The organism is Halomicrobium sp. HArcel3 (assembly GCF_058933135.1).
Genome location: NZ_JBZYDN010000003.1, coordinates 176,785 through 201,138 on the forward strand (window position 1 = coordinate 176,785; position 24,354 = coordinate 201,138).

Sequence of the window (24,354 nt, forward strand, 5' to 3'; positions counted from 1 at the left end):
GTTCGTTTGCCGTTTTTTCGCACCCTTCGCCGTCTCTTTCGCGCCAGTTCGTCGTCCACCAGTGAACTGGAGCGGCCAGCACGCCAGCGACTCGCGGACCGACGGCACGTACCTTCAAGTGCCTCGTTACCGAGTTACAGACGACGCATGAACATCGACGTCAGCGACCGCGTCGCGCTCGTGACGGGCGCCGGACGCGGCAACGGAAACGCGATAGCCGAGGAACTCGCCGAGAACGGCGCCACCGTCGTCGTCAACGACCTCGAAGCGGGGCCGGCGGAATCCACAGCCGAATCGATCAGGGACGCCGGAGGTGCAGCCATCGCGCTGACTGCCGACGTCTCCGACAAGGAGGCCGTTGAGTCGATGGTGGCCGAGGCCGTCGACGAGGTGGGGACGATTGACATCCTGGTGAACAACGCCGGCGTCGGCCAGTCGGGCCCGTTCCTCTCGCGGGAGAGCGACGAGCTGTTCGAACTCAATCTCGACACGCACCTGTGGGGTTCCATCCACTGCACCGAGGCGGTCGTCGACGGCATGGTCGAGCAGGGGTACGGCAAGATCGTCAACATCACCTCCATCCACACGAAGAACGGCGTCGGCATGTCGCCGGAGTACGACGTCGGGAAGTTCAGCCTCCTCGGACTCACCAAGAGTCTCGCGCTCGAACTGGGCCGCGAGGGCGTCCGGGTCAACGCCGTCGCCCCCGGCTGGGTGGACACGCGGATGACCGAGGGATTCTCCGAGAAGACGACCGAGCAGATCGTCGACCTGAACCCACTGGACCGGTTCGCCCAGCCCGAGGAGATAGCCGACGCGGTGATGTTCCTGGCTTCGCCCGCGAGCGACTACGTCAACGGCCACGAACTCCGCGTCGACGGCGGACAGGTGCCCATCGACAGCTGGAAACACGACAATCGGTAGGGCGGACCGGTCGGGTCCGTCCTACAGCGCTCGCCGCAACGGCAACGATGGCATTTTGAGGGATGCCCGAGAAGGTACGGGAGAGCATGCCCCAGTTCGACGAGCAGCCGAGAGTAACGACTCGGCTCGACGGCGAGTGGTCGTTCCTGACCGACCCGGACGACGACGGCGAGGAGCGCGGCCTCCCGGATCCGGACGCGGAGTGGCCGACGGACGCGGAGACGGTGACCGTCCCCCACGCCTGGCAGGAGGACGAGACGTACCGCGAGTACACCGGGACGGCCTGGTACCGGACGACCGTGGAGTACGACGACCACCGCGACGGCGACCGAGTCTTCCTCCGGTTCGGCGCGGTCGACTACGAGGCCACGGTCTACGTCGCGGGCGAACAGGTCGGGACGAACCGCGACGGCTACCTCCCCTTCGAGGTGGAGGTCACCGACGCCATCTCGGCCGGAGAGAATGCCGTCGTCGTCGAAGTGACCGACCCTGAGAACCTCGACGAGATTCCCCACGGCAAGCAGGGCGAGCCGTGGTACACCCGTTCGAGCGGCATCTGGCAGTCGGTCACGTTCGAATCCCGGCCCGAGACGTTCGTCGCCGACGTGAAGGTGACCCCGGACCTCGACGACGACAGCGTTGTTCTCGACGTCGCCGTCGACGGCCCGAGCGACGGCGTCGAGGCGGCGGTGACGATTCTGCGAGACGGTGACGCGGTCGCGACGGCGGACGTCGCCGTCGAGAACGGCGAGGCCGAGTGCACGATCGCGCTCGACGACCCGGCCTACTGGACGCCCGAGGACCCCAATCTGTACGACGTCGCGGTCGAACTTCGGAGCGACGACGAGGGCGACGGAAGCGTCGTCGACCGCTACGAGGACTACTTCGGGATGCGCAGCGTCAGCGTCGACAGCGACCGCCTCTACCTCAACGGCGAGCCCCTGTACGTCCGCGGCGCGCTCGACCAGGCCTACTACCCGGACACGCTGTATCGCCCGTTCGAGGACGACCTCTTCGAGTACGAGATCCGGAAGGCGAAGGAATTGGGGTTCAACATGCTGCGCAAGCACATCAAGCCGGCCCACCCTGACTTCGTCGAGGCCGCGGACCGGCTGGGCATTCTCGTCTGGGAGGAACCGGCCAACCCCGACCTCTATACCGACCGCTCGAAGGAGGAAGTCAGGGACCAGATCCGGGGGCTGATCGACCGGGATTACAACAGCCCCAGCGTCGTGATCTGGAGCCTCTACAACGAGGAATGGGGCATCGGTCTCGACCAGGTGGACTACTCCGACCACGAGGGCCGGCTGTGGAACGACGAGGAGAAACAGGCCTACCTCACCGAGCTCTTCCACGAGACGAAGGAACTCGACCCCACCAGACCGATCTGCGACAACTCCGGGTGGGCCCACGTCGCCACCGACCTCAACGACTACCACGAGTACTTCGTCAGCCCGGACCGCCACGCGGCCTGGGAGGACGACCTCGACGACATCGTCGCGAACCCGGGGGACAACTACGCCGTCGAGAACACGCCCGCCGACGACGCGCCGATCCTGATCTCGGAGTTCGGCACCTGGGGGTTCCCCGACCTGCCGAAGCTCCGCGACCACTACGGCGGCGACCCGACGTGGTTTGCCCACGACTTCCTCGAGGACCCGCTCAAGCGTCCCGAGGGCGTCGACGACCGCTACGAGGCCACCGACCTGCCCGACGTCTTCGACGGCTACGACGACCTCGCCGAGGTGTGGCAGGCCCGCGAGTCGGCGTCGCTGAAGGGCGTCATCGAGGAGATGCGCACGCACGAGGGAATCGCTGGCTACGTCCTCACGGAGTTCTCCGACATCGAGTGGGAGTTCAACGGCGTCCTCGACTACCTGCGCGACCCCAAGTCCTTCGCCGACGAGTTCGCGACGGTCAACGGCGAGGTGCTGGTCGTCGTCGAACCCGAGCGCCACGTCGTCGCGCCGGGCGAGGAAGTCGCCGTCGACGTCCACGTCGTCAACGACACGACCGACGCGCTGGACGGCGTCCTCAGCTGGACGGGCGCGGGCGGTGAGGGCGGCCAGTCGGTCGCCATCGACGGCTTCGGCACGACGACGTACGAGTCGGTGCTCACCGTCGCCCCGTCGCTCGATACCGAGACGGGCCCCCACTCGGTCGAGGTGACGCTGGACACGGGGGACCGCGTGGTCTCGAACGCGGAACCGGTCGTCGTCGTGGCCCCGGAGTACGCGGGCGGGAAGACGGTGTACGCGACCGGCCCGGTCGGGGACTCCCTCGACGGCAACGGCGTCACGGTCACCGACGACCTGGCCGACGCCGACGTCGCCGTCGTCACCGACCTGGACGACGACGTCTCGGCGTTCGTCGAGCGCGGACACAGCGCCGTCGTCGTCCCGGAACCCGACGGCCGGATGGTCCCGAACGACCGCTTCGAGTACCGGAACCTGCCGGCCGGGGAGAGCTGGAACCTGGTCGCCTCGCTGCTCTACCAGGACAGCGACCTCGTCGCGGACCTCTGCCCGGACGCCCGCGTCGGCTGGGCCTTCGAGGATCTGTTCCCCCACGACCTGGTCGTCGACCTCGACGCCGCGGCCGACGACGTCCACGTAGGCTCCGTCGAGGGCTGGATCGCCAACTGGGGCAGCCCGCTCGTCACCCGCGAGCACGGCGACGGGACGCTCTGTTGCTGTACCTTCCGCGTGACCGACGCCTACGGCGACCACCCGACGGCGACGACGCTGGTCGACCGGCTCCTCCGGACGCTGTAGTCCGCGAAAGCGTTCAATTTCCGCTGCTTCCCTTTCGCACCGACGCCGCTACTTCCTGAGAACGTCCGGGAGCGTCAGCTCGGCTTCTATCCCCACCGCCTCGGCCGTCAGCGTCGGGAACTCGCCGGTGGTCGAGAGCACCTCGACCCCGTCCGCGGTGGCGAGCACGGTGTCCTCACTTTTGGCGCCCTGGACGGTCGGGTTCCAGGCGTAGGCCATCGGATTTTTGACCGGTGCCTCGTGGCCAGGGGTCGCCGTCCACTCTCGCGAGGCGTAGCCGAGCGCGCCGCCCTGGTGGTGGTTCTCCCACTCGTCCTCGTAGCCGAGTTCGTCGTAGGCAGTCTGGATAGCCTCGAAGACGTCGCCGGCGGTGCCGCCCTCGCTTCCCACCTGCCGAGTCGCCGCGGCGGCCGTCGCCGCGACGCGGCTAACGTCGGCGTGCCGGTCGCCGAGCCAGTCGGGCGCGTCGTCGAAGGCGACGGTGCGCGTGACCGCGGCGTTGCACCCGTGGCGAACGCCGACGACGGTCAGGACGGCGTAGCTCCCCACCTCGACGTCGGTCGGGGTGAAGTGCCGGTATCGCTGGAGGCGGTCCGCGCCGCCGACGAGGACCACGGGCGAGTCGATGCCGCGGCGCTGGAGCTGGTAGTGGAGTCGGGCCGCCAGTTCGCGCTCGGTGTCGGTCGGCGAGACGCCCTGCGTCACCTCCTCGACCGCTTCGGCCGTCTCTCGGCCGAGGTCGCGGTAGCGCTCGACGTCGTCGTCGGTCAGCGGCTGGGTGACGTCCGACCGGACGACTCGGTCGAAGCCGTCCCACGCGACGTCGGCCGCCGCGGGCGTCGCCGCAACGTCAGCGACTGCTTCTTCGACGCCGCGTTCGTGCCAGGGATGTTCGACGAGGCGGACGTCGGCGTCGACCTCCTCGTCGCGGAGTCGCTGGCCCTCGATGGACGACGTGACGACGGTCACCTCCTCGCCGTCGTAGCCAGCGGCCGCGACGCCGGCGGCCCCCTCGCGGGCGACGAGGTTGTCGCCGCCGGTGAGCCAGGCGAACATCGGCGGGGTCGCGAACCACACCGATCCGAGGTCGTTCGTCGCGAGATACGCGTCTAGCCGGTCGAGCTTGGCCTGTTCGGTCATGTGTTCGTCTCGATCTATTCATCTGCCCACCCCATCATAAAACCGGTCGCGTTCGTCCAGCACCGGACGCAAAAGAGCGTCTCGCAGTGACCGCCCGGTCGCTCAGACGTCGATGGCGTCGTCGATGCGCGCCCACTGGTCCTCGGAGAGCGACACGTCGACGGCGCCGAAGTTCTCGTCCAGCTGGTCGACGGTGCGGGCGCCGACGATGGGGACGCAGGTGAACCGCTCGTGGTCCATCAGCCAGCGCAGCGAGACCTGGGCCGGCGACGCGTCGACCTCGTCGGCGACCGCGCGGACCGCCTCGAGGACGTTCCACGCCGCTTCGGCGACGTAGTCGGACTCGAACTGCTGGTCGATCTCGGCGCGCGAACCGTCGGGGGCCTGGATCTCGCCGTCGACGCGCTCGTACTTGCCGGTGAGGAAGCCGCCGTGGAGCGGCGAGTACGGGCAGACAGCCAGGTCCTGTTCCTCGCAGACGTCGAGGTACTCCGCGATCGGTTCCACGTGTTCGGGCGGCTGGTCCAGGTCGTCGACGATGGGGTCACGGTACACCGCCGAGTACTCGGGCTGGGTGACGGTGAACGCCTCGTAGTTGTTGACGTCCGCTTTCCACAGCCCCTTCGTCAGCTTCCAGGCGTCACACGTCGAGATACCGATGTAGTGGACTTTCCCTTCCGAAACGAGGTCGTCGAGTGTCCGGAGCGTGCGTTCGATAGGCGTCCCGTCGTCGAAGCGGTGCAGGTAGAGGATGTCCAGGTAGTCCGTCCCGAGCCTGTCGAGCGAGCCCTCGACCTCGGCGCGGACGTTCTTCCGCGAGAGGTTCTCCTGGAAGCGCGAGACCTGCGACCAGTAACACTTCGAGGCGACGACGAAGTCCTCGCGGTCCCGCGCTTCGAGCCACTCGCCGATCCACTCCTCGCTGCGGCCCTCGCCGTAGCCGTTCGCGGTGTCGATGAAGTTGCCGCCGCGCTCCTCGACCGCGTCGAGCAACTCGTGGGCCTCCTCCCGGTCGGTCTCCATCACGCCGCTGTCCTCGTGTTCCATGCCGAACCGCCAGGTGCCGAAACAGATCGGTGAGACTTCCAGTCCGGTCGTGCCGAGTCTGACGTACTCCATGTGTTGTTAATCGGTGGTGGGGGGCTTAACGGATGTGGTCCGTCGCTCGCGGGTCGCCGGCGTGAGCCGGCACAGCGCCCGCGCCACGCGCTGGTCCACCGTTTCAGACGAACGACGGGCCCGCGACCGTCTCGTCTTCGGCGGTCTTCCAGGAGTGCTCGGGTTCCCAGCCGAGCAGGTCCGCGGCCTTCTCGGTCGAGTAGGCCGACTCGTCACTGGAGAGGTCACACTCTTCGGGCAGGTCGCCGTAGCCGGCCTCGATGGCCGTCGCCGTGTCTACGCCCAGGAAGTTGTCCGGGCCGAAGGCGTTGAACACCTCGTGACCCTCGACGTCGGCGTCGAGGGCGGCCTCGACGAGCGAGACGACGTCCCGGACGTCGATGTAGGACCAGAGGTTGCCGAACCGGTCGGCGCTCTCGAGGTCGAACTCCTCCCGGAAGGGCGTTATCGCGTACCGGCCGGGGTACTGGATCCACGACGGACGGATCGAGGCCACGGAGACGCCGAACCGGTTGGCGACGCGCTCGGCGGCCGCCTCGCCGGCCAGCTTCGACGTCTCGTAGCCGTTCCATGGCTCGACCGGATGGTCCTCGTCGACGGGGAGGTACTCGGGCAGCGTCGGCTCGGGCCAGTGGGTTCCGTACACCGTCTCGCTGGAGGCCCAGACGACGTCCGCGCCGGCCCGTCCCGCGGCCTCGAGCGCGTGGAACGTGCTCACCGCGTTGTTCTCGTAGACGTCTCCGCCGGGGTTGTTCTCCTCGTGCGGGATGTTGCCGAAGTGGACGACGGCGCTCGGGTCCGCGTCGAGGACCGTCTCCCAGATCGCACCCTGGTCGGTCAGGTCCAGCGCCTGGAAGCTGACGCCGTCGACGTCGGTCGTCTCCGGGAGCGTCAGGTCGACCGCGACGACGTCGTGGTCCTCCCTGAGTGCGTCCACGATCCAACTTCCCGATCCACCGAGCGCGCCGGTAACGACGATAGTGTCGGTCACGACCGGTTCTCGGTGCCCGTTCGGCATAATCCTTGGTTTCGGCCGCCGGTCTGCGAGCCCGGTTCCGGAGGGCGGCGCTCACCCCGGCAACCGGAACGCGAGGCTGTACATCGTCCCCGTCGACTCCTCGCCGATGGCGGCGACGAGCCGGTCGATTTCTGCCAGCAGCGGATCGCCCAGTGCGTCGGGCAGCGGCCGTGCACTGGCGCGGGCCGCGTTCGCGTGGGCTGCGACGTGGTTCGCGGTCCAGGGCACCGGGTCGAGCAGCGTCCGTTCGCGGTCGAATTCCCAGCCGTGGCCGGCCAGGAGACGACGGAGCGTCGCCGCGGGATAGAAGGTGAGCGCCGGGCGGCCGTCAGCGAGTTCCCGCGCGGCGTTCTCGACGGCGAAGAGGTCCCGCATCGCGGCGTCCTCGGGCAGGGGCTCGTAGTCGTCGACGACGAGGTGACAGCCCGGGGCGGCGATCCGGGTCAGCTCTTCGAGGACGTCGTCCAGGGTGGCCGGCGGGAGGACGTTACACAGGCCGTGGGCGGTGACGATCTCGACCGAATTGGTATCGAGCGGCGTCGCGACCAGGTCGGCGTCGAGGACCGCGACCCGGTCCGCGTGGTCCCGTCCGACCCGCTCCCGGACCGTTCGGGCGTGCTCGGCGTCGTTCGTCATCGCGTACACGCGGTCGGCGCCGTTGGCGAGCAGACCGGCGGTCGTCTTCCCGACGCCGGCGCCGGCTTCGAGACAGGTCGCCCCGTCGACGGGCCGGTCAGCGAGCGCCGCCGTCACCGTCCGAGGGACGTCCATCTCGGTCCCGTTCATAGTGGTGGTTGTAAGCCCGTACCGGCGTTCGACGGCACCGGCCACGTCGAACGCCGGTAAAAAGTTACAACCACCACTATCAGTGGTGGAGCTGTTCTGGGACGGGGCTGTCGTCGTGGCGAGCGCCCTCGACGAGTGAGCGCTGAGCGGCCTCGTCCATCGCCTCGTACCGGCTGGCCGCGTCGAGGGTCATCGCGACGAGCTTCGGGTCGCCCGGGTTGACGACGGTCGTCACGTCCTGCGAGGCAGCGAAGTCGAAGCGTTCGCGGGTCTCCTCGGGCGTGTCGACCGGCTCGTACCAGTTGGCGTACGGGCGGTCGCGCTCGGGCAGGTCGTCCGTCGAGGGCCACGACCCCTTGGCGAAGGCCTTGATGACGAGCGTGCCGATACCCTCCTTGTTGGCCCGATCGAGCACTGCCTGGTAGTCGTGGTCCTCGTCGTCCCTGCCGGCGACGACGGGGTTGAGCGGGAACATCAGCGTCTCCAGGTCGTCGATGCGGTCGATGGCGTCGAGGATGAGCTGCGGGTTCCCGTGGCTGGTGAGGCCGATGTGGTCGATGACGCCGTCGGCTTTCGCCTCTCGCATGGCTTCGAGAGCGCCGTCGTCGGCGGTGATGCGGTCGAGTTCCTCCTCGTACTCCAGCCCGTGGACCTGGTAGAGGTCGATGGTGTCGACGCCGAGCCGGTCCAGCGACGCCTCCATCTTCCGTTTGGTCCCCTCGTACCCTCGCTCCTGGGTCTTGCAGCCGAGGAAGATGTCGTCGCGGTACTGGCGGAGCTTCGGCCCCAGCTTCAGTTCCGCGTCGCCGTACGTCGGCGCGACGTCGAAGTGGTTGACGCCGTGGTCGAGGACGAGTTCGACCATCTGGTTGGCTCCCTCCTGTTCGAGCCAGTTCAGCGCGATGGTCCCAAACGTCATGACGGTGCTGTCGTGGCCGGTCTCGCCCAGTGGACGCGTTTCCATACGGGATAGTTGGTGCGGCCGCACATAACAGTTGGTGGACGGCGCAGTCGGTGGCCGGCCGCTGGCGAGGTGTAGTCGGCCGACTGACTGTGACTCTCTCCCAAACCTTTTTATAATATCCGTGAGAAGCCATTTGTACAGGCGACAACGTCGTCATCGTTCACGATGACGAGGCACAAGCACCCGAGTCAGTTTCCCAACAGTTGCCGTGATCCACCCGTCATCAGTGGTAGTTCGGGACGGCCCGGTCGCCTGTACCTGTCTGCCCGGCGCTACTTCGGAGGGTAGCGCTGTAGACTTCCACCCACCCCACCTTTCCTGACCGACCCCGAGTCGTCACTCCTCGAACGTCGCCGCGATGAACCCGTCGTCGACGGTGAGTATCTCGCCGGTCGTGTAGCTCGCCGCGTCGCTCGCGAGGTAGACGGCCGCGCCGACGATCTCTTCGGGCTTCCCGAGCCGTTCGCCCGTAGTCCGCTGGCGAATCGTCTCGAAACGGGGTTCCCCCTCGGTGTAGGTTCCCTCGGTCTGCTCGCTGCGGACGAATCCGGGTCGGACGGCGTTCACCCTGATCTCCGGACCGAGTTCGTCCGCGGCGACGCGGACGAGCGTGTCGAGGCCGCCCTTCGCCACGGAGTAGGCCGCCAGGTTCGGGATGGCTGTCTTCGCGGAGGCCGACGCCACGTGGACGATGGCGCCCTCGTCCATCTCGCGGGCGAATAGCTGTGTGGCCTGGTGGGCCCCCTTGAGGTGGACGTCGACGACGTCGTCCCACTGCGCCTCGGTGACGTCGAGGACCGACTCGCGGGCGATGTAGCTCGGGGCGTACACCAGCACGTCGACGCCGCCGAAGGCCTCGACGACGGCGTCGCGCAGGTCGACCAGGTCCTCGCGAACCGTGACGTCGCAGGTCTGTTCGATAGTCTCGGCGCCTCGTTCCCGGAGATCGGCCGCCGTTCGTTCGACGCGCTTGGGCGACCGGGACGTCGCGACGACGTCGGCGCCCTCCTCGGCGAACCCGAGCGCGATGGCGCGACCGATGCCGCTGGTCGCGCCGACCGCGACGACCGTCTTGCCGTCCGCTCCGATAGGCGTGTGAGTGTAATCTAGTGGCACACCGGCAATTCACGGGAGTCCGTGTTATGCCTTCCTCCGGTCACCGCCGGACCGACTCGAAGAAGTCGGTCCAGATCCCGTCCCGGTCTATCTCGCGGGCGACCCGGACGAACTGTCTGCCGGGGTCGCGGTTCCACGTCAGTTCGCTCGACAGCTCCGGGCTGTGGACCACGTCGGTGGGGACGAGGTCCGGGTCCCGGAGCCAGGCGACCGGGACCACGTCCCACTGGACGGTCGAGCGCACGGGACCGGGCCCCGCTCGCTCTTCGAAGTACGCCTCGGTGATCTCCACGAGGTACGACGAGAGCGCGCCGTCGTCGAGGTACTCCCGGAGTTCGGGGAGGGAGACCCGGAGGTGCTCGGCGACGTTGCGACAGGGGACGTGGACGAGCGGGACGCCGGAGTCGAAGAGGACGCGACTGGCGTGGACGTCCTGCCGGAGGTTGAACTCCTCGGCCGTGTGCCAGTCGTGGGGCGTCCCGCCGAGCCAGACGACGACCAGGTCTTCGAGGATTTCGGGCGCGCGGAGCAGCGCAGACGCGACGTTCGTCGGCGCGCCGATGGCGACGACGTAGAGCGGGTCGTCGCCCTCGTGACTGCGGGCGCGTTCGACGAGGTCCCGGGCGGCCGGACTGTCGACGGGTTCGGACGGGCCACCAAGGTACTCCGTCGACCCCTCGAAGACGCCGTTCGCGGGCTCTCGACCGACCCGGTCGACGACGCGCTGGATCTCCTCGTAGCTCTTCGCCATCCCGTCGCCGGGGCCCGACGAGCGGGCGTTGTGGAACGGCGCGGCGTAGACCGCCTCCACGTCGAGGCCCGTCGCCGAGAGGGCGTAAGCGAGGGCGAACTGGTCGTCTATCTCGTTGTACGCGTCGGTGTCGACGACGACCGACACGTCGCCGGCCGGGGGCGTGAGTGCGTCGAGTCGGTCGCTGGTGGATAGTGCTGGAAACGTCGGCATACCCGGTGTGACGGTGACCGGGATTGTAAAGCCACTCAGGTCTTCGGGTCGGCCAGCGCGTGGCTGGACCGTCGAGCCCCGTTGCCGCAGTGGCACCCTTTTAGACACCACGTCGCCTGGTACCGGACAGATGCTGGACGGAGCGCTCGCTGCCGTTCGTCGGATCCCCCGAGAGTCCGCGCTGGTCGTCGGTCTGATCAGCGGGTCGCAGTACGTCAACCACATGTACCTCGTCCTGCTGCCGCCGATACTCACGGTGCTCTCCGGGGAATTCGAGGTGTCGCTCGCGCTGCTGGGCGTCGCGCTGGGCGTCCAGGCACTGACGAACACCCTGTTCCAGCTGCCGTTCGGTCACCTCGCGGACCACTACGACCGGACCCTGGCCCTGGCGCTGTCCTCGTTCCTCGGTGCGGCGGGCGTCCTGGTGGTCGCAGGAGCCCCGACGTTCGAGTGGTTGGTCGTCGGCCAGGCCATCGTGGGAATCGGCGTCGCCGGCCACCACCCCGCCCACTACCCGTTGCTGACGGACGCGACGTCTGAGGCGGTCCGCGGGCGCGCGTTCTCGGTGTACAACGTCGGCGGGACGTTCGGGTTCGCGACGCCGCCGGTCGTCATCACCGCGATCATCGGCGTCCCCGGTCTCACCTGGCGCCACGCTATCGGCCTCATCGGGGTCGTGGGCCTGGCGTACGCAGTCCTCGTCACCGTCCTGTTCGCCCGCCGGGTCGACCGGTCGATCACCGGACCGAACGTCGCCGAATCCACCGGCTCCGCGAGCGCGGCCCACCGCGTCCGGTCGGAGCTCCGGTCGCTGGCGGCTGACCCCGCTATCCTCGTCCTCGCCGCGCTCGCGCTGGTCGCCTCGACGGCCAACTGGGGGCTGAGTTCCTACGCCGTCGTTTTCCTGACCGACACCTACGCGGTCTCGCTCGACCGGGCCAACCTCGCGCTGACGGGGCTGTTCCTCACCGGCGCGGTCGGCGTCCTCGTCGGCGGCTCCCTCACCGACCGCTTCTCGCCGGCGCCGGTCCTGCTGGGGAGCTTCGTCGGCCTGACTGCGCTCGTCGGGATCATCGCGACTGGGTACGTCCCGGCGCTCGCGGCCGTCGGCCTCTTCCTGCTCGTCGGCGCCGTCAGGAGCCTCGAGGGACCCGCCAGGGACACGCTGACCCAGCGACTCGCCGGGGAGGGCGCGGTCGGCAAGAGCTTCGCGATAATCACCATCGGCATCATGCTCGGCAGCGCCGTCGCCCCGCCGGTGTTCGGCTTCCTCATCGATCGCTTCGACGTGCAGGTCGCCTTCTTCGCCGTCGCCGCCGTCGCGGCGCTGGCGACGGCCCTGACCGCTGCCATCGTCTTCCGCCTGCAGGACGCGCCAGCGCCCGAACCCGTCGCCGGCGAGCAACAGTGACGTCGTCGGCCGCCCGTTTCCTGCTTCCGGCGATACCGGATAAATTCCAATCGAAACGGCGCTAGACGGTCTCTGTGGCAAATTTCGGCGCTTAGTTCCGAATTCCTCGCGAAATCCGAAATTCCGTCCGGCTATGACGGAAGGCTCAGTTTGCCGTAAACCCCTCGAAGAACGTTTCTCCGCCGAATCAGCAGCATCTGGGCCCGAATCCGACGAGAGTGCCCGGCCGTACCGTCCGCCAGTACCGGACGATCTCCGAAATTCGTGTGATGGAGTGACACGCTATCCTCTCGCGCCGCTCCATCCATCCGTCGTTGCACGTGGTCGGTGGGCTGACTACCGCGCGTCGCGGTCCTCGGCGTCGTTGAGCGCCCGCCAGTACTCGATCAACGCCGCGGCGTGGCCCTCGTTCTCGTCGACCCGGCGGACCGTCGCCTTGTACGCCTCGTGGACGACGGCCGCGAGCGGGAGCGCGGTGCCGTTCTCGCGGGCGACCTGGCGAGCGTAGCCGACGTCCTTGTGCCAGATGGCGAGCCCGCCGAGCCCCTGGATCGCCTGTTCGTACTCACTGGTGAAGTACCGGTCCCAGACGCCGAGTTCCAGGAACTCGTTGAGCGGCGACGGGTCGACGCCGTTGTCGCGACAGAACTCGACGACCTCGGCGTCGACGGCCTGCTGGCCCGCGTAGCGCAACTGGAGCGCGAGCTTGAACACCGTGGCGTCGCCGACGTCGCCGATGCGGACGTGGTCGTCGCAGATCGCGTCGAGGATCTCCCTCGCGGCGCCGTAGGCGGTTTCGGTCCCGCCGACCATCACGTGGTAGCCAGGCCGCGGCGAGCCCCCGGTGATTGGCGCCTCCACGAACTGGACGTCGCGGTCGCGACACAGTCGTTCGCAGGCGACGGACGTCTCCGGGAGCGTCGTCGTGGCGTCGACGAGGACCTGGCCCGCTTCGAGTCCCGCCAGCAGCCCGTCCTCGCCTTCCATCGTCGCCTCCACCTCGGGCGACCCGGGCAGCGCCATGACGACGGCGTCCGTCGTTCGCGCGAGCTCGGCCGGCGTGCCTGCGTGTGACGCGCCGCGCTTCGTCGCCGCCCGAACCTGTTCGTCGTCGACGTCGACGACCGACACGTCGTATCCCGCGTCGAGCAGTTCGTCGAGGAACAGCGAGCCGATGTATCCGACGCCGACGATGCCGATTGCCTTCATGTATCGCGTCTATCGTCGGCCGGCCGGACAAAAAGTGTCCCGACGGACTGTGTGTCGTCACTCTCACCAGCCCCACGTCGTCACTCGTCTGCCGCTGACCACCTGTACGAGGAAGCTGGACGAAAGAAATAACGGTTTTAATTTTGTTATTTGAGTGGGCTGGGGCATGTCCGTCGTCTCCGCCAGTCGGGTTCCCCAATTCTGAACAATCTCGTCGTCGAGACGTTCGGCAGGGCACGACTGGTCGCAGGTATCGACCACCATCGGGGTGCCGGTGAGCGATCCAGTAGTCGTTGTGTGGCGGCTCTGGTCCATCTGCTGGAACGCTCACCGGTGATCGACTGTACTCTGTGAGGCACCTGCTTCGCGAGCACCGACCTGAGTCGCGCACAAGGAGGGCCATTCTGAGACGCTGGATGCCGATCCGTTCAGGAAGAGGGAACGAGAGCGCAAACAGAACGAATATGACGAATATGGGACTGAGTCAGAAATAATCGCCAGCATGGTTGGATATATTGCTACTGATATGCTAGAATCGATGCATTTTCTGGGGTACTGTGTGGATGATCAGTTCTCTCGCCAACTTTCCGGTCGCCACGCAACGTATCGCGCCGGCGCCGTCTCGACTGTCGACGGTTGCCGTCCCTGATCGAGTCGTAGCCACGATTCCCGTCGGCCCACGCGGTTGGATCGACGCGGGTGCGACGCATACCCGGAAATCCGGTCCGACCCGGAGACGGAGCCCGGATCGGGCGCCGTATTGTTCAGCAAAGGTGAACAGTTGTGCGCAAAGCACTCGTCCGCGTCGAAGGCGACGGTGCGGGAGGAATGCTGGCCGTATCCGTCCCCGCGTTCCCTGCTCGTGCAAAAATCTGGACCACAAACACCGCGGGAGCGTTGTACCCGCGAGCCCACACTCGCTTCGCTCGCGTGGATGCCGAGCGCTCGCTGTGCTCGCGTCGGTTACTCGTTCTGTGCGTCGACGACGGCGACGCCCGCGAGGTTGACGACCACCTTTTTCCACTTCGGGTTCGCCTCCGGCGAACCGCTCGTGCAAAAATCTGGACCAAAAACACCGCGGGAGCGTTGCTCCCGCGAGCCCACACTCGCTGCGCTCGCGTGGATGCCGAGCGCTCGCTGTGCTCGCGGCGGTTACTCGTTCTGTGCGTCGACGACGGCGACGCCCGCGAGGTTGACGATGTCTTTCACTTCGTCGCCGCGCTGGAGGACGTGGACCGGCTTGTCCATGCCGACGAGCATCGGGCCGATGGCCTCGGCGCTGCCCAGTCGGTGGAGCAGTTTGTAGGCGATGTTGCCGGACTCCAGGTTCGGGAAGACGAGAACGTTCGCCGGGTCGTCCAGGTCCGAGAACTCGTAGGTTCCCTCGAGGATGTCCTCGACGACGGCCGTGTCGGCCTGCATCTCGCCGTCGACGGGGAACTCGACCGTCGGGTCGTTCCGGAGGCGGCTCGCGGCCTCGCGCGGCGCCCGCGTGGCGTCGGTGTCGACGCTGCCGAAGTTGGAGTACGACAGCAGCGCGGCCCGCGGTTCGACGTTGAAGCTCCGGGCGAGTTCGGCGGTGTGGCGGGTGATCTCTTCGAGGGCGTCCGCGTCGGGGTCGAAGTTCACCGTCGCGTCGGCGCAGAAGACGACGCGGTTCTTGAACGTCAGCATGTAGACGCCGGCGGCGTAGTTGGCGTCCGGCGCCGTCCCGATGACCTTCAGGGGCGGGCGGAGCGCGGAGGGGTAGTGGTGGGTCAGCCCCGTCAGCATCGCGTCGGCGTCGCCCATCTCGACCATCACGCTGCCGAGGTAGTTGCCGTCGCGGATCAGTTCGCCGGCCTCGCGTCGGGTGACGCCCTGGCGTTTGCGCAGGTCGTAGAGCCGGTCGGCGTAGGCGGCCAGTTCGCCCTCGCTGGGGTCGACCACGGTCGGTTCGAACTCGAGTCCGAGGCGGTCGATCGTTCTGGCGATGTCGTCGCCGTCGCCGATGAGGACGGGCTCGGCGATGCCCTGGTCCACGATCTGGGCGGCGGCGCGGATCATCTTCTCGTCGTCACCTTCCGCGAGGACGACGCGCTTGGGGTTGTTCTTGGCCTTGTTGAGGACGACGCGCATCATCTCGCGGGACTTGCCGAGGCGAGCCTCGAGTTCTTCGACGTACGCGTCCATGTCCAGATCCGTGTCGGTGCGGGCGACGCCGGAGTCGATGGCGGCCTCGGCGACCGCGGGGGTCACCTCGAACAGCACGCGGGGGTCCAGCGGTTTCGGGATGATGTAGTCGGGGCCGAACTGGAGCGGCTGGTCGCCGTACGCTTTGACGACGGCGTCCGGGACGTCCTCGCGAGCGAGTTCGGCGAGCGCTTCGGCGGCCGCCACTTTCATCTCCTCGTTGATCTCCGTCGCGCGGACGTCAAGCGCGCCGCGGAAGATGAACGGGAAGCCCAGCACGTTGTTGACCTGATTCGGGTAATCGGAGCGCCCGGTCGCCATGATGACGGTGTCGTCGCGGGCGTCTTTGGCGTCCTCGTAGGAGATCTCGGGGTCGGGATTGGCCATCGCGAAGATAGCGGGGTCGTCGGCCATCGACCGGACCATCTCCTGGTCGACGATGCCGCCGATGGAGAGGCCGACGAACACGTCCGCGCCCTCCATCGCGTCGGCCAGGTCTCCCTCGGGGATGTCGCGGGCGAACTCGGCCTTGAACTCGTTGAGCCCCTCGTGTTCGACCCGGTCGGTCGTGATGATCCCGCCGGAGTCACACATGACGATGTTGTCCTCGTCGACGCCGAGGCTCTCGTAGAACCGGGCGGAGGCGATGGCGCTGGCGCCCGCGCCGGAGAAGACGACGTCCAGGTCCGCGAGCTCCTTGTCGGCGATGCGGGCGGCGTTGACCAGCGCGGCCCCCGAGATGATGGCGGTGCCGTGCTGGTCGTCGTGGAACACCGGGATGTCCATCTCCTCGCTCAGGCGCCGTTCGATCTCGAAACACTCCGGCGCGGCGATGTCCTCGAGGTTGATCCCGCCGAAGGTGGGCTCCATCATCTCGATGGCCCCGATCATCGCGTCCGTGTCGTCGGTGTCCAGTTCCACGTCGAAGACGTCGATGTCGGCGAAGCGCTTGAACAGGACGCCCTTCCCCTCCATGACGGGTTTGGAGGCCTGGGCACCGATGTCGCCCAGCCCGAGGACGGCAGAGCCGTCGGAGACGACCCCGACGAGATTCCCCTTGGCCGTGTAGCTGAAGGCCTGTTCGGGGTCCTCGTCGATGTCGCGGCAGGGAGCGGCGACGCCCGGCGAGTACGCCAGCGAGAGGTCTCGCTGGGTGTTCGTGGGCTTGGTCGTCTCGATGGCTATCTTCCCCGGCGGGTCGGCGCGGTGATACTCCCGTGATTCGTCGTCGAGTCCCATGTTCGGTGTACGTGGAACTGCCTGTTAAAGGTCACTACAGCTATCGACGAGCGCGAATCCGACAGGCGGTGCTCGCCGGAGCGCCGACGTCGACTCCGGCCGACTGCTCGTAGTGTCGGTCGGAACGTTTCACCGACACTATCAGTCCGACCCGTGCGGGGGCACGTACTCGCAGTGGGGACACGTGACGCTTCCGTGTGTTCGCTGCATCGACTCCTGGCAGCGTGGACAGCTGGTCTCCATCTATTCGGGACCTCACGTCGACGATACTAAAACCTGTCTACGACGACTGTCGAATTTTCGGTCCCACGAAGGCAACAGGCTGAAGACAGTGCCACGCCGTCACGTGGCATGGACTACGCGAATCCCGTGCTTCCGGGCTGCCACCCGGACCCGACCGTCTGTCGCGCCGGCGAGGACTACTACCTCGCGACGAGCACGTTCGAGTACTTCCCCGGCGTCCCGCTGTACCACAGCGAGAACCTCGCCGACTGGGAGCCGGTCGGCCACGCACTCACGCGGGACGAACAGCTCCCGCTAGACGACGTCGACGCCTCGGAGGGCATCTTCGCCCCGACGCTGCGCCACCACGAGGGTACCTTCTACCTGGTGACGACGAACGTCGCCGCGGGCGGTCACTTCGTCGTGAGGGCCGAGGACCCCCGCGGCGAGTGGTCCGACCCGGTCTGGATCGACGCGCCCGGCTACGACCCGGACCTGTTCTGGGACGACGGCCAGGTCTACGTCACGTACGCGAACGACGACGCCATTCGACAGACGACGGTCGACCTCGAAACCGGCGAGACCGGTGAGACGGGCGACGCGGCGACGATCTGGGAGGGCCTGGACGACGCGTTCACCGAAGCTCCGCACCTCTACGAGGTCGAGGGGACCTACTACCTCCTCGCCGCGGAGGGCGGGACGCACGGGCAGCACATGGTCTCCGTGGCCCGGAGCGACGACCCGACCGGGCCGTTCGAGGACCACCCCGACAACCCGATATTCTCCCACCGCTCGCGCGTGATGCAACCCATCGCCGCGACGGGCCACGGCGACCTCGTGCAGGCCCACGACGGGTCGTGGTGGCTGACCTTCCTGGGCATCCGCCAGCAGGGCGAGCACGTCCCCTACCACCAGCTCGGCCGCGAGACGTTCCTGGCGCCCGTGACCTGGGAGACGGGCTGGCCCGTCGTCAACGGCGGCGACGTCGTCGAACTGGCGATGTCCGTCGACGACACCGACCTCGAAGCGACGGGTGATCGCGCGTGGACGCGGACGGTCGACCCGTTCGCGGACGCGACGGACACCGACGACCTCGGCCCGGAGTGGAACTACCGGCGCAACCCCGACCGCGAGCGCTACCGTATCGAGGGGGACGCCCTCGTGCTTTCCGGCGGCCCGGACACACTCGAGGACCCCCACGCGACGTTCGTCGGCCGACGCCAGCAACACCACGACTCCCGCGCCACGTGCCGACTCTCTTTCGACCCGGACCCGGGCGAGGAGGCCGGCCTGACGGCGCTGATGAACGAGGACCACCACTACGACGTCGCCGTCGTCGAACGCGAGGGCGAACGCCGCGCCCTCGCCCGTCTTCGCATCGGCCCGTCGACGGAGGAAGTGGCCGAAGTGTCGCTTCCGGACGGTCCCGTGACTCTCTCTATCGAGGCCTCGCCCCGGTCCTACGACCTGTTCGCCGGACCGACAGACGGCGCGCCCGCGAGTACCACGACGCTCGCGACGGCCGACGCCCGCTACCTCTCGACGGAGGTGGCGACTGGCTTTACGGGCGTCTACTTCGGCCTCTACGCGACGGGCGACGGCAGCGACTGCGAATCGGCCGCCCGATTCACCGACTTCGAGTACGGGCCGATGGAGTCGTAGCTCCCCCGCGACGAACGCGAGTTGAGATCGTTATATCACGAATCGTATAGTGTCACAAAATCTGAGACGATCGATTTTGGAAGAATATATTCACTCAGAATTGAATCAATATAGTGATCGGCCGGGCGGAGTATCCGACGAAGCCGGGTGATTTCCGCGGTCTGCCCCTCGATCGTTCGTATCTGCCGTGATAACTGGATCCGACAGTCCGAGAGAACGAACCCGTGAATGTTAGATGAATGAGGTACCTTCGTTCCCGACCCGTCGGACGTGCACCGATGACGAGGGATGCGGGCCGAGGCACTCGACGGGGAGGACCTCCCGGTCACCGTTGTCGGGGACCCTGGGACAACCTTCGGCGTCGATGTCGACGTCGATGCCGCCTCTGCCAGACTCGCCGCCGCGGAAACTGAGTACCGCTCCGGCTGGAATCCGGCGGACTCGGCCGTCCTGACCGGATCTGTGGGTACAGAGAAGTAGCGCGACTGTCGTCGCGGTCGCCGCCGCATAGTGGTGGTTGTAACTTTGACCGTCGTTCGACGGAATCGGCTACGTCGAACGCCGGTAAGCGCTTACAACCACCACTATCAGACGACAGTGACGTCGTTCTCGAGGGTTCCGATCTTCTCGAGGTCGATGCTGACGTGGTCGTCTTCCTGGAGCGTGAACGACTCGTCGGGGACGATGGCGGTGCCGGTCAGCAGGACGGCCAGTTCGGGGACGGCGTTGTGGCGGTTGTAGTAGGAGACCAGGTCCTCGCAGGTCTGGGCCATGTTCGCCGTCGTGGTCGAGCCCTCGAACACCTGCTCGCCGTCGCGCTCGATGGTCATCGACATCTCCAGGTCGTGGGGGTCGCCGACGCCCGCCGCGGAGGTGACGCAGGGGCCGATGGAGCAACAGCGGTCGTAGATCTTCGCCTGCGGGAGGTAGAGCGGGTTCTCGCCCTCGATGGAGCGACTGGACATGTCGTTCCCGATGGTGTAGCCCACGACGTCGCCGCGGTAGAGAACGACGGCGAGTTCCGGCTCCGGAACGTCCCACTCGGAGTCTTCGCGGATCCCCACGCGGTCGTTCGGCCCGACGGTGCGGTTCGGCGTCGCCTTGAAGAAGATTTCCGGGCGCTCGCTGTTGTACACCTCGCGGTACATGTCGGGCATCGCGCTCTCGGCCTCGCGGGCCTCCTCGCTGATCTGGTAGGTGACGCCCGCGGCCCAGACCTCACTGGGCGCGACAGGTGCGGCGATATCGCTCTCCAGGGTGTCGACGTCGATCTCGTCGGCGTTCTCGACGAGCTGGTCGGTCACCTCGTCGATAGTCCGGTCGGTGATACTCGCGGCGCGAACGAGGTCGAGAAAGGAAGTGAGTTCGGCCTTCGCACTGGTCAGATCGTAGGCGGTGTCGGCCGTTCGGACCGCGAGACGCGGGGAGCCGTCGGCCGCGACGCGATAGTATTTCATGCACCTTGGAAAATCCCCTCCGTGTAAATAGTGTTATCGCATCTCAGGGACGGCGAGCCGGTCAGTTTCGACGTTCGTCCAATGACGGTTCGTCGGCCGCCTGTTCCATGAGCCCCTTCATGTACCCCACGGCGAACAACCGGCCCATGTCGGTGTAGCCGGCGTGGGCCTCGTCGCGGTCGTCCTCGCCGACCATCTTCGGGACGTGGTCCGGCCGGATGGGTCCGTCGAAGCCCGCCGCCTCGTAGGCCCGCATCGTCGCCAGCATGTCCGTGGGGCCGTCGTCCTGCCACGTCTCGACGAAGGAGTCGGGGGTCCCCTCGACGTCGCGGAAGTGGACGAAGTGGATGTCGTCGGCCAGCCGGTCGATGGCTGCCGGGACGTCCTCGCCCATCGCCGCGAAGTTCCCCTGGCAGAAGGTGACGCCGTGGTTCGGGCTCGGGTGCATGTCGAGGATGCGCTCGAAGTTCTCGAGTGACGTCACGAGCCGCGGCACGCCTCGCACCGGCGAAATCGGTGGGTCGTCGGGATGCAGCGCGAGTTTGACTCCGGCCTCCTCGGCAACGGGGACGACCTCGTCGAGGAAGTACTGGAGATTCTCCCACAGTTCCTCCTCGGTGATGCCGGCCTCGGGATGGGGGCCCGCGCCCTCCATGTCCGCGTGGTCGTATCCCGTCGTCAGCGAGTCACCGCGCAGGGGGATGGAGTCCGACGTTCTGGGGACGCCCACCGGCAACTCCGTCCACACCCAGCAGTACACCTCGATGCCGAGTTCGCCCATGTTCCGCAGGAGCTGCTTCACCGTCGCGATCTCCTCGTCGCGGCCCTCCTTACCCAGCACCGTCTGCTCCATCGGCGGCCGGTCCTCGACGACGTCCAGCGAGAGGCCGTGGTCCTCGAACCGGTTCTTCGTGCGCACGAGGGAGTCGTACTCCCACCACTCCTCTTCGCCCCAGAACCGGACCACCGCCGTGTCGATTCCCAGTTGCTTCGCCAGCGTCCAGCGCCTGTCCGGCCGCGGCGGCAGCATGACCGTCGTGTTCATGGAGCGGGGTTGGGTCTAGCTCGGCAATATACCTTCGGCATGCATTGTGATGGCGGATGTCCTGGAAACTGCGACGGCACTACTGGAACCAACAACAGCCCGAAAGCCCCCTCGCGCTCGTCGGCTACGAACCCGCTGCGCGCGGCCTTCGGCCGTGCTTGCAGGTTCTCGCTCGACGACCGCTCGGCCCCTTTCAGTCCCGCCCCGTGGATCAGCCGACCGGGCGGGACTGAAAGGGGCCGGGTGCTGGATCCGGCCCGGACGACGCAAGCACCGGAGCGAACGGAGTGAGCGAGGAGCGCAGCGAGTCCCGGCCGGTCCAGCACCCGGGGGCTTTCGGGCTGTTGTTGGGCCCTGTTCCGTTCGCTGTTCTCCCGGAACATCATCGAACGATGCCTAGGGAAACTTTGATGCCCAGATCAGCCAATTCCACTGATATGAGCTTCCTCGACGACGACTATCTCCTCGAATCCGACGCAGCACGGGACCTCTACCAGTCCATCGCCGACCTCCCCGTGGTCGACCCGCACAACCACATCGACCTGGCGGAAGTCGTCGAGAACGAGCACTGGAGCGACGTCTGGGAGGTCGAGGGCGCGACCGACCACTACGTCTGGCAGCTGATGCGCAAGCGCGGCGTACTCGAGGAGAAAATCACTGGCGACGCGAGCAACCGGAAGAAGTGGCACGCCCTCGCCGAGGTCTTTCCCGACCTGGCGGGCAACCCGACCTACGAGTGGGTCCACCTCGACCTGAAGCGCCGCTTCGGCATTGAGAAGACGATCAACGCCGAGACGGCCGACGAGATCTGGGCGGAGACGAAGGAACAGCTCCAGTCCGACGCGATGCGGCCCCAGCAGGTGCTCCGTGACATGGACGTCGAAGTACTCTGTAGCAGCGACGACCCGACAGATCAGCTCGAATACCACGAGCGCGCCGAAGACGAGGTCGACGGCGTGGACGTCCGTCCGACCTGGCGGCCGGACCGGGCGCTGAAGATCGAGACCGACGCGTGGGACGCCTTCGTCGCCGAACTCGACGACGCGACCGAGCCCGACGTCTCCGACTTGGTCGGCTTCCGCGCCGCGCTCCGGGAGACCCACCAGTACTTCGCCGACCACGGCTGCGTCGCCTGCGACGTCGGCACCGGGACGGACCCCATCTCGCGGCCCGTCAGCGACGACCGGGCGGCTGGCATCTACGAACGTGCGCGCCGCGGGGAGAACATTTCAGAGCGCGAGGTCCGCGACTGGAAGGCCTACGTCCTGGAGTTCGTCGGCGAACTGAACGCCGAGCGGGAGTGGGTCACCCAGCTCCACGTCGGCGCCGTGCGGAGCTATCGCCAGTCGCTGTACGACGAACTCGGGCCGAACGCCGGCGGCGACGTCTCGACGCAGGACGTCGACGTCGTCGAAGGACTGGACTACTTCCTCGACCGCTTCGACGGCGAGTTCGAGGTGGTCCTCTACGTGCTCGACCCGAGTCACTACTACGGCGTCGGCACAGTCGCCCGCGCGTACCCGAACGTGAGCATCGGGCCGGCCTGGTGGTTCAACGACAGCCCCTACGGGATGGAGGACCAGCTGGAGTACGCCGCCTCCGTCGACCTGCTGGCCAACCACGCCGGGATGGTGAGCGACTCGCGGAAGCTGGTCTCCTACGGCTCGCGCTTCGAGATGTTCCGGCGGACGCTCGCCAACGTCGTCGGCCGGATGGTCGAGCGCGGCCAGATTCCGGAGGGCAACGCCGAGCGACTGGTCAGGCACGTCGCCTACGACCGACCCCGGGAGCTGTACGGGTTCTGATACTGGTGGTTGTAAGCCCGTATCGGCGTTCGACGTGGCCGGTGCCGTCGAACGCCGGTGCAAAGTTACAACCACCAGTATGAGCCGGCCAGCGGCCGATTCACTCGCTCGGGCGCTGGCGCTCTCCACCGCCCGTCGCGGGCAGATGGCTACACTTTTTGCGGTCCACAGGAACTCCAGAATATGGCAATCGAGGACTACCTCGCGACGTTCACCGAACGGGACTGGCAGGAACTGGACTCGGGGACGCTCCGCGTCGCAATGGTCGGACTGGGCTGGTGGACGATGGAGGAGGCGATGCCGGCGGTGGAAGACTCCGAGTTCTGCGAGACGACGGCCGTCGTCAGCGGGAGCGAGGACAAGGCCGCTCGCGTGCGCGACGAGAACGAGACGGTGGAGGTCGCGCTGACCTACGACGAGCTGATCGACGGCGAGGCCGTCGACTCCTACGACGCCCTCTACGTCTGCACGCCCAACGCCTACCACAAGGAGTACGTCGAGGCCGCCGCCGAACACGACAAGGCCGTCCTCTGCGAGAAGCCCCTGGAGGCGACCGTCGAGCGCGCCGAGGAGCTCGTCGCCGCCGCCGAGGACATCCCGCTGATGACCGCCTACCGGATGCAGACCGACCCCGACGTCCGGCGGATGCGCGAACTGATCCGCGAGGGGGCCATCGGCGAGCCTGTCGCCGTCGAGGGGCACATGACCCAGACGATGCTGGACGTCGTCTCGGACGACGTGGACCAGTGGCGCGTGAACCCCGACAAGGCGGGCTACGGCGCGACGGTCATGGACCTGGGAATCTACCCGCTCAACACCGCGCGGTTCGTCCTCGACGCCGAACCCGTCGCGGCCACGGCGATGATGCGCAGTGAGCACCAGGCGTTCTCGAAGGTTCCGGACGAGCACGCCAGCTTCACCGTCGAGTACGCCGACGGGACGACTGCGGCGTATACCGCGAGCCAGAACGCACAGCTCTCGGGCCGCTTCAGCGTCATCGGCACCGAGGGCGAACTGACCATCGAGCCCATCTTCCTCGGCCAGACGCCCCAGACGCTGACGCTCCGGCGGGGCGACCGAACGGTGGAGATCGACTCCGGTCGTCGCGACATGATGGGCAGCGAGATGACCGAGGAGTTCGACTACTTCGCCGACCGCGTCCTCCGCGAGGAACCCATCGGCCCCGACGGCGAGCACGGACTGGACGACATGTACGCGCTGAAGGCGATTTACGACGCTGCAGAGACCGGCGAACGCGTGACGGTCGAGTAGCGACCGCCCGACCCCGAATCTCCCCGTTCGCGCTCCGCGTCGTACCGCCGTTCAG

Annotated in this window: 18 protein-coding genes; 7 read left to right on the forward strand and 11 right to left on the reverse strand. The window is 67.3% G+C overall.

The annotated features are described in order from the left end of the window. Nucleotides 1-147: 147 nt before the first annotated feature. Nucleotides 148-924: an SDR family NAD(P)-dependent oxidoreductase gene (locus AC5FRV_RS10445; protein ID WP_493561035.1), complete on the forward strand. Its 777-nt coding sequence runs from the start codon at nt 148-150 to the stop codon at nt 922-924. Between the two features lie 86 nt (nt 925-1,010). Further along, on the forward strand, nt 1,011-3,698 hold the full coding sequence (locus AC5FRV_RS10450) for a sugar-binding domain-containing protein (protein ID WP_493561036.1): 2,688 nt from the start codon (nt 1,011-1,013) through the stop codon (nt 3,696-3,698). A gap of 48 nt (nt 3,699-3,746) precedes the next feature. On the opposite strand, the gene AC5FRV_RS10455 is transcribed toward AC5FRV_RS10450, so the two are convergent. The 7 genes from AC5FRV_RS10455 to AC5FRV_RS10485 form a co-directional block, all read right to left on the reverse strand. Then, a complete protein-coding gene (locus AC5FRV_RS10455; RefSeq protein WP_493561037.1) occupies nt 3,747-4,838 on the reverse strand; it encodes a M24 family metallopeptidase in 1,092 nt (363 codons plus the stop codon). A gap of 102 nt (nt 4,839-4,940) precedes the next feature. Next, entirely contained in the window at nt 4,941-5,957 is a 1,017-nt protein-coding gene (locus AC5FRV_RS10460; RefSeq protein WP_493561038.1) for an aldo/keto reductase, read from the reverse strand. Nucleotides 5,958-6,060: 103 nt separating this feature from the next. Continuing rightward, the gene (locus tag AC5FRV_RS10465; protein ID WP_493561039.1) at nt 6,061-6,948 is read right to left on the reverse strand and encodes an NAD-dependent epimerase/dehydratase family protein; all 888 of its coding nucleotides are present in this window, start codon (nt 6,946-6,948) and stop codon (nt 6,061-6,063) included. A 78-nt stretch (nt 6,949-7,026) separates the two neighbouring features. Next, entirely contained in the window at nt 7,027-7,746 is a 720-nt protein-coding gene (locus AC5FRV_RS10470; RefSeq protein WP_493561040.1) for a class I SAM-dependent methyltransferase, read from the reverse strand. Between the two features lie 94 nt (nt 7,747-7,840). Next, entirely contained in the window at nt 7,841-8,725 is an 885-nt protein-coding gene (locus tag AC5FRV_RS10475) for an aldo/keto reductase (protein WP_493561041.1), read from the reverse strand. 336 nt (nt 8,726-9,061) lie between these two features. After that, nucleotides 9,062-9,841 carry an SDR family NAD(P)-dependent oxidoreductase gene (locus AC5FRV_RS10480; RefSeq protein ID WP_493561042.1) on the reverse strand — a complete coding sequence of 260 codons (780 nt, stop codon included), beginning with the start codon at nt 9,839-9,841 and terminating at the stop codon, nt 9,062-9,064. A gap of 40 nt (nt 9,842-9,881) precedes the next feature. Further along, nucleotides 9,882-10,805 (reverse strand): nucleoside hydrolase, encoded by a 924-nt coding sequence (locus tag AC5FRV_RS10485; protein WP_493561043.1) that lies wholly within the window; start codon nt 10,803-10,805, stop codon nt 9,882-9,884. A gap of 130 nt (nt 10,806-10,935) precedes the next feature. Between AC5FRV_RS10485 and AC5FRV_RS10490 the strand changes: the two genes are divergently transcribed. Beyond that, entirely contained in the window at nt 10,936-12,216 is a 1,281-nt protein-coding gene (locus tag AC5FRV_RS10490; protein WP_493561044.1) for an MFS transporter, read from the forward strand. A 336-nt stretch (nt 12,217-12,552) separates the two neighbouring features. On the opposite strand, the gene AC5FRV_RS10495 is transcribed toward AC5FRV_RS10490, so the two are convergent. After that, entirely contained in the window at nt 12,553-13,425 is an 873-nt protein-coding gene (locus AC5FRV_RS10495) for an NAD(P)-dependent oxidoreductase (protein ID WP_493561045.1), read from the reverse strand. A gap of 1,152 nt (nt 13,426-14,577) precedes the next feature. Next, nucleotides 14,578-16,836 carry an NADP-dependent malic enzyme gene (locus AC5FRV_RS10500; RefSeq protein WP_493561046.1) on the reverse strand — a complete coding sequence of 753 codons (2,259 nt, stop codon included), beginning with the start codon at nt 16,834-16,836 and terminating at the stop codon, nt 14,578-14,580. 351 nt (nt 16,837-17,187) lie between these two features. On the opposite strand from AC5FRV_RS10500, the gene AC5FRV_RS10505 reads away from it, so the two are divergent. Then, a complete protein-coding gene (locus AC5FRV_RS10505) occupies nt 17,188-18,720 on the forward strand; it encodes a glycoside hydrolase family 43 protein (protein ID WP_493561047.1) in 1,533 nt (510 codons plus the stop codon). 288 nt (nt 18,721-19,008) lie between these two features. After that, the gene (locus AC5FRV_RS10510; RefSeq protein WP_493561048.1) at nt 19,009-19,200 is read left to right on the forward strand and encodes a hypothetical protein; all 192 of its coding nucleotides are present in this window, start codon (nt 19,009-19,011) and stop codon (nt 19,198-19,200) included. Between the two features lie 107 nt (nt 19,201-19,307). Here the strand turns inward: AC5FRV_RS10510 and AC5FRV_RS10515 are convergent, their stop codons facing one another. Beyond that, nucleotides 19,308-20,177, reverse strand: coding sequence for a fumarylacetoacetate hydrolase family protein (locus tag AC5FRV_RS10515; protein ID WP_493561049.1), 870 nt, complete (start codon nt 20,175-20,177; stop codon nt 19,308-19,310). 61 nt (nt 20,178-20,238) lie between these two features. After that, the gene (locus tag AC5FRV_RS10520; RefSeq protein ID WP_493561050.1) at nt 20,239-21,222 is read right to left on the reverse strand and encodes a mannonate dehydratase; all 984 of its coding nucleotides are present in this window, start codon (nt 21,220-21,222) and stop codon (nt 20,239-20,241) included. Between the two features lie 437 nt (nt 21,223-21,659). On the opposite strand from AC5FRV_RS10520, the gene uxaC reads away from it, so the two are divergent. Next, the gene (gene uxaC / locus AC5FRV_RS10525; RefSeq protein WP_493561051.1) at nt 21,660-23,027 is read left to right on the forward strand and encodes a glucuronate isomerase; all 1,368 of its coding nucleotides are present in this window, start codon (nt 21,660-21,662) and stop codon (nt 23,025-23,027) included. Between the two features lie 183 nt (nt 23,028-23,210). Further along, the gene (gene gfo6 / locus AC5FRV_RS10530; RefSeq protein ID WP_493561052.1) at nt 23,211-24,299 is read left to right on the forward strand and encodes a D-xylose 1-dehydrogenase Gfo6; all 1,089 of its coding nucleotides are present in this window, start codon (nt 23,211-23,213) and stop codon (nt 24,297-24,299) included. Nucleotides 24,300-24,354: the final 55 nt, after the last annotated feature.